The sequence below is a fragment of the Mesobacillus maritimus genome, assembly GCF_044803185.1.
GTDB classification, from domain to species: domain Bacteria; phylum Bacillota; class Bacilli; order Bacillales; family Cytobacillaceae; genus Mesobacillus_B; species Mesobacillus_B maritimus_B.
Genome location: NZ_CP085225.1, coordinates 4,421,769 through 4,435,291, shown reverse-complemented (window position 1 = coordinate 4,435,291; position 13,523 = coordinate 4,421,769). Strand labels below are relative to the sequence as shown.

Below are 13,523 nucleotides of genomic sequence, written 5' to 3'. Positions count from 1 at the left end.
AGGGGGAGAGATAGGTGAGCTTAAGGAAACTATATGTATTAACCGGTGCTGTTATTCTTGCCGCATTGTTAGTGCTTGTCGCTCTAACAAGCTGGTATACGGTAGATGAATCAGAGCAAGCAGTTATCTTAACATTTGGGGAAGTTGAAGAAGGGATTAGTGAGCCAGGTCTTCATTTTAAATTACCTTGGCCGATCCAATCAGTTGAAACCCTTTCAAAGGAAACGTTTAGTCTACAATTTGGTTATGAGGAAAAGAATGGAGAAATTCAAGACTTTCCTGATGAAACCAAAATGATTACAGGGGATGAAAATATAGTCCTTGCTGACCTTGTCGTGCAATGGAAAATTACAAACCCTGAAAAATATTTATTTAATTCTGATTCTCCAAAAGAAGTTTTATACGATGCAACGTCTGCGTCGGTAAGGAGTATCATCGGAAATTCAAAAATAGATGATGCACTTACATCTGGGAAAGCGGAAATTGAAGCAGAGGTTCGTGACCTTTTATCTAGTCTCGTAGAAAAATATGATATTGGTGTTTCGGTTCTTGCTGTAAAGCTTCAAGATGTCGAATTACCTAATGATGATGTTCGAAAAGCGTTTACAGATGTAACCGATGCTCGTGAAACAATGAATACCAAAATCAATGAAGCAAATAAATACCGAAATCAAAAAATCAATGAAGCTGAAGGGGAGAAGGATGCTCTCATTTCAAGAGCACAAGGGGAAAAGGCTGCTAGAATTGAGGGGGCGCGTGGAGACGTAGCCGTATTCAATGCTTTATATGGTGAATATAAAGGGAATCCTGAGATTACAAGGGAACGACTAGTTATTGAAACTCTTGAACAGGTTCTTCCAGGTGCTGAGATTTATATTATGAATGATGATGGCAATACATTAAAATATTTCCCGATACGTCCACTTGAAGGAGAACAGCCGAAGCCCACTGTAGAAGGGAGCGAAGAAAATAATGGCTGATGATAATATCATTGATATGAATGAACGCTCAGGAAAAATGAATGGGTGGAATAAGTATACCAAATTCGGTCTTTTTATCGTAGTATTACTTGTATTATTAGTTTTTATTTTTAATAATTTATTTGTCGTAAAAGAGGGAGAATATAAGGTCATTCGGCAGTTCGGAGAGGTAGTAAGAATTGATAGTGAGCCAGGGTTGTCCTATAAAATTCCATTTATTCAAAGTGTAACAACGCTTCCAAAATATCAAATGACGTATGACGTTTCACAAGCTGAAATTAATACTAGGGATAAAAAGCGTATTTTGATAGATAATTATGCAATTTGGAGAATTGAGGATCCGAAAAAAATGATTGCCAATGCTCGTACACTAGAGGCAGCTGAATCACGGATGGAGGAATTTATCTATTCCGTGACTAGAACGGAACTCGGGCAATTAAATTATGATGAAATCATCAATGATGAAAAATCATCAAGGGGTTCCTTGAATGATCGAATTACGGAGCAGGTAAATGAACTCCTAGTTAGAGATAACTATGGGATTAGTGTAACCGACGTTAGAATGAAGCGCACCGACCTTCCTGAAGAAAATGAATTATCTGTTTTTACGCGTATGATTTCTGAGCGTCACTCAACTGCTCAAGATTATTTGTCACAAGGTGATGCCAGGAAAAACCGAATTGAGGCCGAAACAGATAAGGAAGTAAATGAAATGCTGGCAAAAGCAAAAGCGGATGCAGAGGAGATTCGAAGTGAGGGGGAAGCAGAAGCAGCTAAGGTCTACAATACTGCCTTTTCAAAAGACCCTGAGTTCTACTCACTTTATCGAACACTTGAATCTTACAAGAAAACTATTGGAGATGACACTGTTATCATCCTTCCGTCTGACTCGCCATATGCGCGGATTTTAACGGGATATATCGATTAATCTCATAGCACTTTTTTTTCGAAATTGAAAGGCCGTTATTTTTCTTTCTATTCTAGCTCATGATAGAATAAAGAAGGAAAAATGAACGGCCTTTTTTGTTTGAGGCTGTGTTAAGTACGGTTTTCCATACTGTTGATCTTTTCGGGAATAGAAGGAGGAGGAATTATGGCCAAGAAGCTGGTCCTTATCGATGGAAACAGCATTGCCTATCGCGCTTTTTTTGCGCTTCCATTGCTAAATAATGATAAAGGTGTACATACGAATGCCGTTTATGGCTTTACAATGATGCTAATGAGGATTCTCGAAGACGAGAAGCCATCACATATTTTAGTTGCATTTGATGCAGGAAAGACAACTTTTAGACACTCAACTTTTACTGAATATAAAGGTGGCAGGCAAAAGACGCCACCCGAGTTATCCGAGCAGTTCCCATTTATTCGCGAGCTATTAAAGGCTTATAGTATTCCTCAATATGAACTTGTGAATTATGAAGCAGATGATATTATCGGTACACTGTCAACTGTTGCCGAGCGCGATGGTTTTGAAGTCAAAATCATCTCAGGGGACAAAGACTTAACCCAGCTCAGCTCAGATAAAACCACTGTGAGTATTACGAAAAAAGGGATTACTGAAATTGAGGAATATACCCCTCAACATATTAAAGAAAAGTACGGGCTGAGTGCGGAGCAAATAGTAGATATGAAAGGCTTAATGGGGGATGCCTCAGACAATATTCCAGGTGTACCTGGAGTTGGTGAAAAGACGGCCATTAAACTGCTCAAAGAATTTGACACACTAGAAAATCTACTAGGGTCCGTTGAAAAGGTTAGTGGGAAAAAGCTTCAGGAAAAGCTCCAAGAATTTAAGGAGCAAGCCATTATGAGTAAGCAACTAGCAACAATTACAAAAGAAGCTCCAGTAAAGCTAGAGCTTAGTGAGCTTGAATATGAAGGCTATCAAAAAGAAGAGCTTGTAAAATTATTCAAAGAGTTAGGATTTAATTCTCTTATAGAAAAAGTGGGCGGGGAAGATTTTCCTGAAAGCACTGAACTTATGGATATTGAATTTACTATTCCCGAAGAAATAACCGATGACTTATTTACGGAAGACAATGCTTTTTATGTAGAAATCCTCGAGGATAATTACCATTATGCAGACATCATTGGCTTTTCCGTTGCCAATGAAAAGGGGAGTTTTTATATTCCAGCAGAAAAGGCGATCCAATCGGAAGTGTTTAAGCGCTGGGCTGAGGATGAAACGAGGAAAAAGACCGTATTTGATGCGAAGAGATCGGAGGTCTCGTTACGTCATCATGGAATTCATCTAGTTGGAGTGGAATTTGACATCTTCCTTGCTTCCTATCTTATTAATCCTTCTGAGTCGACTGATGATCTTGCAGCCGTGGCAAAGCTCCATGGGTACCCTCACGTTCAACCGGACACAGTTGTTTATGGCAAGGGTGCAAAACGAAGAATTCCCGAAGAGGCCAACTTGTCTGAACATTTGGCTCGTAAGGCCGAGGCTATTTTTGAATTAAAGGGTCGACTTGCTAAAGAGTTACATCAAAACGAACAGGATGAGCTTTTTAATGAGCTTGAAATGCCACTTTCTCTCGTTCTAGCCGACATGGAATATCAAGGAGTTAAGCTGGATATGGATCGGCTTACAAATATGGGAGTGGAAATCGGTCAGAAGGTAGATGACCTTGAAAAAGAAGTTTTCCGTCATGCTGGTGAGGCGTTTAATATTAACTCACCAAAACAACTAGGGGTTATTCTGTTCGAGAAGCTCGGTCTGCCACCGTTAAAGAAAACAAAGACAGGCTACTCAACCAGTGCCGACGTACTTGAGCAATTGGCGCCGAAACATGAGATCATTCAGGAAATATTGCATTATCGTCAACTTGGGAAGTTACAGTCCACGTATATCGAGGGGCTACAAAAGGTTGTAAATAAAAAAACGGAAAAGGTACATACGCGCTTTAACCAAGCACTCACTCAAACAGGTCGGTTAAGTTCAACAGACCCTAACTTACAAAATATCCCAATCCGATTGGAGGAAGGGAGAAAAATCCGCCAGGCTTTTGTTCCATCTGAAGAAGGCTGGGTGATGTTTGCGGCGGACTATTCACAAATTGAATTAAGAGTACTTGCCCATATAGCCGGGGATGAAAAGCTAATTGAAGCGTTCAAAGAAGGCCATGATATTCATACAAAAACCGCTATGGAGGTCTTCCATGTTGAGGCAGATCAAGTTACAGATAATATGCGTCGTCATGCAAAAGCCGTTAATTTTGGCATTGTTTATGGCATTAGTGACTACGGTTTATCCCAAAGTCTAGCTATTACAAGAAAAGAGGCAGGTCAATTTATTGATCGATATTTAACGAGTTATCCTGGTGTTAAGGAGTATATGGAAGAAATCGTGCTTGATGCAAAAGAGAAGGGATATGTAACAACCCTCCTCCATCGCCGACGGTACTTACCTGAAATCACCAGCCGTAATTTTAATATTAGAAGCTTTGCTGAACGTACTGCCATGAATACCCCTATCCAAGGCAGCGCCGCTGATATCATTAAAAAAGCCATGGTTGAAATGGCAGATCGTCTTAAACAAGAAAAGCTTCAGTCACGGTTGTTGTTGCAGGTGCACGATGAACTAATCTTTGAAGCACCAGTAGAAGAAGTGGAAATATTGAAGAATATTGTTCCTGATGTCATGGAGAATGCAGTTGAACTTAAAGTTCCATTGAAAGTAGATTATGCTTACGGTCCAACCTGGTTTGACGCAAAGTAATAACGGAGGGAAAAGACTTGCCAGAGCTTCCAGAAGTAGAAACCGTTAGAAAAACTTTAGAATCACTCGTTATTGGGAAGGAAATTAAGGATGTTTCCATTTATTGGCCCAAAATGGTGAAACATCCTATCGAGGTCGAACAATTTACTGATGCTCTTCGAGGTCAACATATTTTGGAAATAGGAAGAAGAGGTAAATTCCTTATTTTCTATACCGAGGATTTCGCAATGATTTCCCATTTGAGGATGGAAGGTAAATACGGTGTATATTCTAGTGATTTGCCAATAGAAAAGCATACACACGCCATCTTTACGTTTACAGATGGAAGCGAGATGCGTTATAAGGATGTACGTAAATTTGGAACTTTTCACCTTTATCTCAAAGGTTCCGAGTTCAAGGAACCACCTTTAATTGGTCTAGGACCTGAACCCTTTTCAGAAGATTTTACCCTTGAGGGATTAAAGGAAAAGTTGGCGAAGACAACACGTAAAGTTAAGCCCGCTTTGCTTGATCAAAAGGTTTTAGTCGGTCTCGGTAACATCTATGTAGACGAGGCGTTGTTCCGCTCTAATATTCACCCGGAACGAATTTCTTCCTCGTTAAGTGAGAAAGAGATTGCGACACTGCATAAAGAAATCATCAATACGTTATCAGAGGCTGTTGAAAAAGGCGGCAGTACGATTCGTTCTTATATCAATTCTCAGGGTCAGATTGGAATGTTTCAGCTTGAATTATATGTTTATGGACGCCAAAACGAACCTTGTAAAAAATGCGGGACTGCATTAGAAAAGACAGTGGTAGGTGGGCGTGGAACCCACTTCTGTCCGAAGTGTCAAAAACTAAGTGAAAAATGACTTTTTATTTTTGAGGACGCATAATGTTTTGAAGTGACGTTCTATAATCAGTTTTGGTTTAACCTTGGATTAGCCTACTCCATATACTAATGTAGCGATTGACAGGAGGAGGCTTTTCCATGGTTCAGATTGTCTCGTTACTTTTGCTTGCTTTCGCTGTCAGTCTTGACAGTTTTAGTGTAGGATTTACTTATGGATTAAGAAAAGTGAAGATTCCTTTAAAGTCAATTATCACCATTGCCATATGTTCCGCTGGTGTCTTAATCGTGGCTATGACGATTGGTGAAGTTCTAGGAGAGGTTCTCCCAGAAGCGATAGCAGGGAAACTTGGTGGCTTTATTTTAATCCTGCTGGGTGCGTGGATTTTATATCAATTCTTCCGCCCGGAACAAACGGAATTACCAAACGACGATGAGAAAACCTTGATTAATCTTGAGATTCAATCTTTGGGGATTGTCATCAATATTTTGAAAAAGCCTATGTCGGCCGACTTCGACCGTTCGGGGACGATTACTGGAATTGAAGCAATTATGCTTGGTATGGCCCTTTCGTTGGACGCGTTTGGAGCCGGAATAGGAGCAGCTATGCTCGGTTTTTCTCCCTTTGCCCTCGCAATAGCGGCAGCGATTATGAGTTCTACCTTTGTATTCGCAGGGATGAAAGCGGGAATCTTTTTATCAGGTTACAGCTGGGTCCAGAAAATTAGTTTTCTACCAGGATTACTGTTGATAATTGTTGGAATTTTTAAACTCTAGACTAGAAAGGACCTTGAATATGTCGTTAACAATCGGATTAACTGGTGGTATTGCAAGTGGAAAAAGCACGGTGTCTAAGATGCTGACAGATCTGGGGATTCCAGTCATTGATGCAGACATCGAAGCGAGGCTTGCAGTTGAACGAGGAGAAACAGCTTATAATGACATTGTCCGTTACTTTGGGGAGGACATCCTTGATCAAGATGGGAATATTAACAGAGAAAAGCTTGGTTCCATTGTCTTTCATGATGAAGAAAAGCGAAAGGCCCTAAACTCCTTTGTGCATCCTGCGGTTCGCGAGAGGATGCTAGCGAAAGTTGAAAGGGCGAAGCAGAACAGTGAAAAAGCGATTGTTCTTGATATCCCCCTTTTAATTGAAGGGAATCTACAATATATGGCTGATAAAATTTTGCTGGTTTATGTTAATGAAGAAACACAACTTCAGAGGTTAATGGAACGCAATCAGTATAGTAAAGAAGAAGCTCTAGCGAGAATCAAATCACAGATGCCAATTGGAGAAAAAGTTAAACACGCCGATAAAGTCATTGATAATAACGGTACGATTGCCGAAACAAAGCAACAACTAGAGGAAATACTAGTCCAATGGGGAATGTAAGGAAGCCTAAATAGGTTTCCTTTTTTTTGTGGAAAAAGATGGATTAACGCCCTGAAATATCTGCTGCCTTTCCTATTTTCTAATAAATACCTTTAAGAGTTACATTATATTTAAAAATGTACGCTTTTAATTATCACAAAAAGAAATTAATATGTTATACTATTAGCAAATACGGGGTATTAAAGTATAACATTAATGTGGAAGGAGCCGTATAATGAAGGCTAAAATTGCAATTAATGGTTTTGGGAGAATTGGAAGAATGGTGTTTAGGAAGGCCGTTCTTGATCATAATCTTGAAGTTGTGGCGATAAATGCCAGCTATCCGGCTGAAACATTGGCGCACTTAATAAAATATGATTCTAATCATGGAAAATTCGAAGCAGATGTAAAAGCAGATGACGATGCATTAATCGTCAATGGCAAGCGAATTAAGCTCCTAAGCAACCGTAATCCGGAATTGCTACCTTGGAAAGAGTTAGAGATTGATATTGTCATAGAGGCTACTGGTAAATTCAACTCAAGAGATAAAGCAAGCCTCCATCTTGACGCGGGAGCTAAAAAAGTCATCCTAACAGCACCTGGGAAAAATGAAGATATTACGATTGTGATGGGGGTAAATGAAGGGGAGTTAAATCTTGAAAAACATGATGTGATTTCAAATGCATCATGTACAACGAATTGTCTAGCACCAGTTGCCAAGGTATTAGATTCCGAATTCGGCATTGAAAATGGCTTGATGACAACCGTTCATTCCTATACAAATGATCAAAAGAACATCGATAATCCGCATAAGGATTTGCGCCGCGCTCGATCGTGTGGCCAATCGATTATTCCAACATCAACTGGAGCTGCTAAAGCCCTTTCGCTTGTTCTACCGCAATTAAAGGGAAAACTTCATGGGATGGCTTTAAGAGTGCCAACTCCAAATGTCTCTCTTGTTGACCTTGTGGTAGATTTAAAGCGAGAAGTTACAATAGATGAAATCAATGAAGCATTCGTGTGTGCCTCTCGTGGTTCATTAAAAGGCATTCTTGAGTTTACTGACGAACCGCTTGTTTCAATCGATTTTAATACAAATGACCACTCCGCGATTATTGATGGGCTTTCAACAATGGTAATAGGCGCCAATAAAGTAAAGGTACTGGCATGGTACGACAATGAATGGGGTTATTCTTGCCGAGTTGTTGACCTTGCAAAATACGTTGCTAAAGAGTTGCATCAATTATCTAAAATGAAAGTAAGTTGAACCTTGTAAAGCGATAACAAAATTGGCCTGCCAACAATTTGTGGCAGGTTTTTTTCTTGTGGAAAACACCTGTTATTTTATGAAACTCCCTTGTTTGTTGTGCCTAATTTCAAGTGAAAAGTCCGGAGTGGAATTTTCGCTCCTTCTGTTGCAAAAACAATATAAACGAAGTATACTAGTCATCGTGAACTTCCTCATTAAGGTAATAATTAACTACTTAAAGGGTTAGGACCTCTCTGGACTAACTTTCCCCCGTGGTAGTTAAGTACCAATGAAAATGAGAACTTCATGTAGTGAAACTAGTTAGAGGGGGAAACTGAATATGGAAACAATGGGTCGTCATGTAATCTCAGAATTATGGGGTTGCGATTTTGAAAAATTGAACGATATCGATTTTATTGAAAGAACTTTTGTTGGGGCAGCATTAAAGTCTGGTGCAGAGATACGCGAGGTGGCGTTTCATAAATTTGCGCCACAAGGTGTAAGTGGAGTGGTTATCATTTCTGAATCGCATCTTACCATTCATAGCTTCCCGGAACATGGATACGCTAGCATTGATGTTTATACTTGCGGCGATTTAAACCCAAATGTAGCAGCAGAATACATTGCTGAAGCTCTGGGAGCCCAAACTCGTGAAAATATCGAAGTGCCACGTGGAATGGGTCCTGTACAATTAAAACAGGCTCAGATGAAAGCACAATAATAATAAAAATAGCAGGGAGGTGTAGCGATACACCTCTTTTTTGATTTTAGGCTATGGTTATATACATTTTTGATTGTTCAAACGCGGATTGGAGTGGAAGGGCCAGGCTCCCGGACTGCCCGCGAACCGCTCGTGCCTAGAGCGAAAATCAACAGCCTAGTTTAACACACCAAGAACGAATAAATGAGTTGTACAGACAATTTCTTTTTATTAAGATATAATTAAAGCATAATGATACACGGTTACATATTTATAAATCCGGAGTTGAGATTGATATGAAATGTCCAGCCTGCCACAATAATAACAGTCGTGTCCTTGATTCCCGTCCGATTGACGAGGGGAAGTCCATTCGTCGGCGAAGGGAATGCGAAGCTTGTTCATATCGATTTACTACCTTTGAAAAAGTAGAGGAATCCCCGTTGATTGTTGTCAAAAAAGAGGGGACTCGAGAAGAGTTTAATAGGGAAAAGCTATTAAGAGGGTTAATCAAAGCCTGTGAAAAGCGCCCTGTTGCTTTAAAACAATTGGAAGATCTAGTCTCAGAGGTTGAAAAAGAACTTCGTAGCAACGGAATTTCAGAGGTGAAGAGTGAACTAATTGGAGAAATGGTCATGGATAGGTTGGCAAAGGTCGATGAGGTAGCGTACGTCAGATTTGCATCTGTTTACCGCCAATTTAAAGATATCAATGTCTTTATAGATGAATTGAAGGAACTCATTAAGAAAGAACAGTCATAATCGAGCTGAAGGGGAAATCCTTGGCTCTTTTTTTATCATCGGGGGGGATGAGTATGGCACATTGGCAAGAGTTATTGCCTGTTGACCAATACGTCGTTGCATCAAATGGGTTGTTGCATGAATATGACCGGAAAGTGCTGACATTCTTGTATCAGCCTTTAATCGGACCGGTTTGTCTGAGTTTATATATGACGCTTTGGGCAGAGCTTGAAGAAAGTCGCCTCTGGTCGGCCACTTCTTCTCATCATAGTTTGATGAGTCTTCTTGGTTTAAATCTGAAGGATATTTACCATGCTCGTCTAAAGCTTGAGGGAATCGGCCTTCTGAAGACTTACGTGAGGAATGAGGATGACGAACGCTCATTCATTTATGAACTTCAGCCTCCTTTAACACCTGAACAATTCTTTTTAGATGGTCTTTTAAATATTTATTTATATCGTAAAGTAGGCAAAAACCAGTTTTTCAGAATGAAACGGTTTTTTACAGACAAAGCAGTGAGTAAACAGGAAAAGTATTCGGAGGTAACAAGAGAGTTTCAGGATGTCTTTGTTTCGGTTTCTCCAGACGCTTTACGCTACCACAATGATTCACCCGAAGAACTTGAACCACAGGAGGACCAGCAATTTATTGGTCGTCAAGATCCAGTCGGAATCCAGATTGACCCAGCTACTTTTGACTTTGACCTTCTGACTGCAGGCTTGAAGGAATCACTTGTTCCGAAGCAGGCGTTAACGAATAAAGTGAAAGAAGCCATTAGCAATCTTTCCTTTTTATATGGAATCGACTCAATTCAAATGAAGAATATTATCCTAAGTGCCCTGACGGCGGATAATGAAGTTGATATTGAGGATTTGCGCAAAGCTGCAAGAGACTGGTATCAGTTCGAGAATCAAGACCAACTGCCACAACTTCTTGATCGAAAGCAACCTGCTGAATTTCAATCTGGGATCACGAACCCTGTCACACAAGAAGACAAGCTCATGCAATATTTTGAACGGACTTCTCCGAGGGAATTATTGATTCAAATCTCTGCTGGGGCAACTCCATCAAAAGCCGACTTACAGATCATTGAAGACATTATGTTTAAGCAAAAACTCCAGCCTGGTGTGGTGAATGTTTTAATTGAGTATGTTATGCTCAGAACGGACATGAAGTTGAACAAGGCTTATATGGAAAAAATTGCTGGACATTGGGCGCGGAAGCAAATCAAAAGTGTCAAAGAAGCGATGGATTTGGCGAAGAAAGAACACAAACAATACATGGATTGGGCAGAAGAGAAAAAATCTCGACCTGCTCAGACACAACAGAAAAAAACGATACGAAAAGAAGTGCTGCCGGACTGGTTTGAGGGAAATCAAGAAGGTAAAATAGATAAGAAACAAGAAGACTTTGATTTTGAAAAGGAAAAGAAACTTCTCGAAGAAGAACTAAAGGAATTTAAATCAGGGAGGTGAGAGGCGTGCAAAACATTAATGATTCGTTAAGAAAGCTAGCCAATAACCAGAACTTTCAACAACGTTATGAGGCTCTTAAGGAAGAAGTATTGAGTGACCCTCTAGTAAAGGACTTTTTAAGACAACATCAAGGAGAAATAACAAGAAGCATGGTCGATAAAAGTCTGATGAAGCTTCATGAGTTTATCAATCAAAGCAAAGGCTGTAGCAAGTGTAGCAGTCTTGATAATTGTAAAAATATGATTCAAGGCTATGAACCAATTCTTGTGTTTAATGGTAAATTTATTGATGTGAAGTATGACCGCTGTCAGAAAAAAATCATGCATGATGAAAAGAAAAAAAATGAGCGCTTAATTTCTAGTCTATATGTGCCCAAAGAAATCCTAAAAGCCTCTCTAGGTGATATTGACCTTGATGATCCTGGTCGGCTTATGGCGATAAAAATGGCAAAAGATTTTATTAAAAATTATAATCCTGGTGAAAAGCAAAAAGGGCTTTATCTGCATGGTCCATTTGGTACCGGAAAATCATACCTACTTGGTGCGATTGCGAATGAACTAGCTAATAGGCACATAAGTTCAATGCTAGTCTATGTGCCAGAACTATTCCGTGAAATGAAAAATTCAATTGGAGATAACTCAGTTAATGAAAAGCTTGAAGTCATTAAAAAAGCAGCTATTCTTATGCTCGATGATATCGGAGCCGAGACGATGAGCAGCTGGGCGCGGGATGAAATTTTAGGGCCTATTCTCCAATTTAGAATGTCTGAAAACCTACCGACCTTCTTTACCTCAAATTTTGATATCGAAGGTTTGGCTCACCATTTAACCTACAGTCAACGTGGTGAAGTTGAACAGTTAAAGGCGGCAAGAATTATTGAAAGAATTCGATACCTAGCTGCTCCAGTAAGGGTAGAAGGGAAGAATCGACGAGTATAACTTGTGATTTGAAACCACTTGATTGTGGTTTCTTTTTTTTTGCAGTGAATTGGTGCCCTAAGTAAGAAGAAGGAAAGGCAGGGGGGTAACCAACATGTGCTTTGGTTACTTATGCAGTGGAAAAACAAGGCTGGACGGTTACTGTTAGCTAAAAGTACAAAATAATCCTTTCATCACTCTTTCAAAAGCAACCCACACCACCATCCCAAACCCATTTTTAAAAAAAACAAAGGAAAAATGCAATGGGTTCATTTAGATGCTTCTAAATTGAACATGTCCCCCATATATTAAATCAGGAGATTTTAACAAAAGGGGGGATATGGTTGATTGAAATCATCTTCCAAAAAGATCATGATGCCCGGCGAATGTACGGGCATATAATTGGACAATTACCAGAAGTCCAACTCGAAAATGGAATAATCCAAATAGATAAAGACCGAAAAATCATTAAAATTCTTACAAAAAATATGCCAAAAACGGCTTTTCATACGATTAAGGAAAGCGTATATGAATTTATCGCATTAAAAAAACGTGACGATTGGTTCAGAGAGATTTTATCTGAGCGATTTTTTTACACAGACCCCAATGAACAAGAGCAGATTCTTGAGATTATTTACTCCGTGATTGAGGGAAGTAGGGAGGATCTAGCCAACTTTTTACAAGAAACAGATGAAAAGAAATATGTATTCCAAGCCATTGATGAGTTCTTTAAAGGGAGTGTCAGTTTTTCATTTGATTCGTTTGTCGTCTTTCGATTGAAGCCATTTTTTGATAAGTTACAAAACTATGTTGAGGTGGCTATCGACGAATACAAATTAGAGCAAGAATACCAAATGTTTGTACAAACCCTAAGGGAATTCTTGCTAGGAAGGCCAGCTCAGCAAGAGACAATCCACTTGATTCTCGACGAGGAAACGGCCTTTTATAATTATAATTTTATTGAAATGAAACGGAATGAACTTATTAAAGGAATCGATCGTAAGTTGCTCGGGAATCATCCAATTTATGTTGATTCCGTCACAATTGCTCCTTTACTATCAATGGCTCCGTCGAATATTTACCTTTATACGAACCAACCAGAGCAACCATTGGTCCGAACCATTAGAAATATCTTTGAAGAACGTGTAAAAATCAGCCCAGTAACCGCTTTTTTAAAAAATAAACAGCTCCAAAACGAAAAAGTCCAGTAGTCCTCTTGATTTTGAAAAGATTACAAACTATAATAACCTACATAATAGGAATCAAAGCAAAAGTATCGATGAGGACATGGGCTAATCTTTAATGGTTTGCAGAGAGGGAAGGCAAGGCTGAAACCTTCCTAACACAAGAGAAATAGCTTACCACCTCTGAACTTCAGTTACGAACGCATATGTTAGTAGTTGCTGACGGTAGTAGCCGTTATCTAAACCAGAGCCGTTTTTGGGTAGTGATGCCATTAACGGGAAAATGGGTGGAACCACGATATCAAACTCGTCCCTTTTTTATAGGGATGGGTTTTTTTATTTTCATAAAGTGG

At 39.5% G+C, this 13,523-nt stretch carries 12 protein-coding genes; all 12 read left to right on the top strand.

Annotated features, from left to right (window positions below; all coding sequences use genetic code 11):
- The first annotated feature begins 14 nt into the window (after window positions 1-14).
- Window positions 15-980: an FtsH protease activity modulator HflK gene (gene hflK / locus LG336_RS21495; RefSeq protein WP_404329509.1), complete on the top strand. Its 966-nt coding sequence runs from the start codon at window positions 15-17 to the stop codon at window positions 978-980.
- Window positions 973-1,908, top strand: a complete 936-nt coding sequence (hflC, locus tag LG336_RS21490) for a protease modulator HflC (protein WP_404329508.1) — start codon at window positions 973-975, stop codon at window positions 1,906-1,908. Before hflK ends, hflC begins: the two co-directional genes overlap by 8 nt.
- 165 nt (window positions 1,909-2,073) lie before the next feature.
- Window positions 2,074-4,704, top strand: a complete 2,631-nt coding sequence (polA, locus tag LG336_RS21485; protein WP_404329507.1) for a DNA polymerase I — start codon at window positions 2,074-2,076, stop codon at window positions 4,702-4,704.
- A 17-nt stretch (window positions 4,705-4,721) separates the two neighbouring features.
- Window positions 4,722-5,558 (top strand): DNA-formamidopyrimidine glycosylase, encoded by an 837-nt coding sequence (mutM, locus tag LG336_RS21480; RefSeq protein ID WP_404329506.1) that lies wholly within the window; start codon window positions 4,722-4,724, stop codon window positions 5,556-5,558.
- Window positions 5,559-5,677: 119 nt separating this feature from the next.
- Entirely contained in the window at window positions 5,678-6,313 is a 636-nt protein-coding gene (gene ytaF / locus LG336_RS21475) for a sporulation membrane protein YtaF (protein WP_404329505.1), read from the top strand.
- Window positions 6,314-6,332: 19 nt separating this feature from the next.
- Window positions 6,333-6,929, top strand: coding sequence for a dephospho-CoA kinase (coaE, locus tag LG336_RS21470; RefSeq protein ID WP_404329504.1), 597 nt, complete (start codon window positions 6,333-6,335; stop codon window positions 6,927-6,929).
- A gap of 214 nt (window positions 6,930-7,143) precedes the next feature.
- On the top strand, window positions 7,144-8,175 hold the full coding sequence (locus LG336_RS21465; protein ID WP_404329503.1) for a glyceraldehyde-3-phosphate dehydrogenase: 1,032 nt from the start codon (window positions 7,144-7,146) through the stop codon (window positions 8,173-8,175).
- A gap of 322 nt (window positions 8,176-8,497) precedes the next feature.
- Window positions 8,498-8,878, top strand: a complete 381-nt coding sequence (speD, locus tag LG336_RS21460) for an adenosylmethionine decarboxylase (protein ID WP_404329502.1) — start codon at window positions 8,498-8,500, stop codon at window positions 8,876-8,878.
- Between the two features lie 275 nt (window positions 8,879-9,153).
- The gene (gene nrdR / locus LG336_RS21455; RefSeq protein ID WP_404329501.1) at window positions 9,154-9,615 is read left to right on the top strand and encodes a transcriptional regulator NrdR; all 462 of its coding nucleotides are present in this window, start codon (window positions 9,154-9,156) and stop codon (window positions 9,613-9,615) included.
- 47 nt (window positions 9,616-9,662) lie between these two features.
- Window positions 9,663-11,069, top strand: coding sequence for a replication initiation and membrane attachment family protein (locus tag LG336_RS21450; RefSeq protein WP_404329500.1), 1,407 nt, complete (start codon window positions 9,663-9,665; stop codon window positions 11,067-11,069).
- A 5-nt stretch (window positions 11,070-11,074) separates the two neighbouring features.
- The gene (gene dnaI, locus LG336_RS21445) at window positions 11,075-12,007 is read left to right on the top strand and encodes a primosomal protein DnaI (RefSeq protein WP_404329499.1); all 933 of its coding nucleotides are present in this window, start codon (window positions 11,075-11,077) and stop codon (window positions 12,005-12,007) included.
- A gap of 323 nt (window positions 12,008-12,330) precedes the next feature.
- Window positions 12,331-13,197, top strand: a complete 867-nt coding sequence (gene ytxC / locus LG336_RS21440) for a putative sporulation protein YtxC (protein WP_404329498.1) — start codon at window positions 12,331-12,333, stop codon at window positions 13,195-13,197.
- Window positions 13,198-13,523 lie beyond the last annotated feature (326 nt).

Bases quoted from the DNA above. Each gene is read 5' to 3' on its own strand.
- hflC (WP_404329508.1), top strand. From the start codon at position 973: ATGGCTGATGATAATATCATTGATATGAATGAACGCTCAGGAAAAATG.
- polA (WP_404329507.1), top strand. From the start codon at position 2,074: ATGGCCAAGAAGCTGGTCCTTATCGATGGAAACAGCATTGCCTATCGC.
- ytaF (WP_404329505.1), top strand. From the start codon at position 5,678: ATGGTTCAGATTGTCTCGTTACTTTTGCTTGCTTTCGCTGTCAGTCTT.
- coaE (WP_404329504.1), top strand. From the start codon at position 6,333: ATGTCGTTAACAATCGGATTAACTGGTGGTATTGCAAGTGGAAAAAGC.
- LG336_RS21465 (WP_404329503.1), top strand. From the start codon at position 7,144: ATGAAGGCTAAAATTGCAATTAATGGTTTTGGGAGAATTGGAAGAATG.
- speD (WP_404329502.1), top strand. From the start codon at position 8,498: ATGGAAACAATGGGTCGTCATGTAATCTCAGAATTATGGGGTTGCGAT.
- nrdR (WP_404329501.1), top strand. From the start codon at position 9,154: ATGAAATGTCCAGCCTGCCACAATAATAACAGTCGTGTCCTTGATTCC.
- LG336_RS21450 (WP_404329500.1), top strand. From the start codon at position 9,663: ATGAGTATGGCACATTGGCAAGAGTTATTGCCTGTTGACCAATACGTC.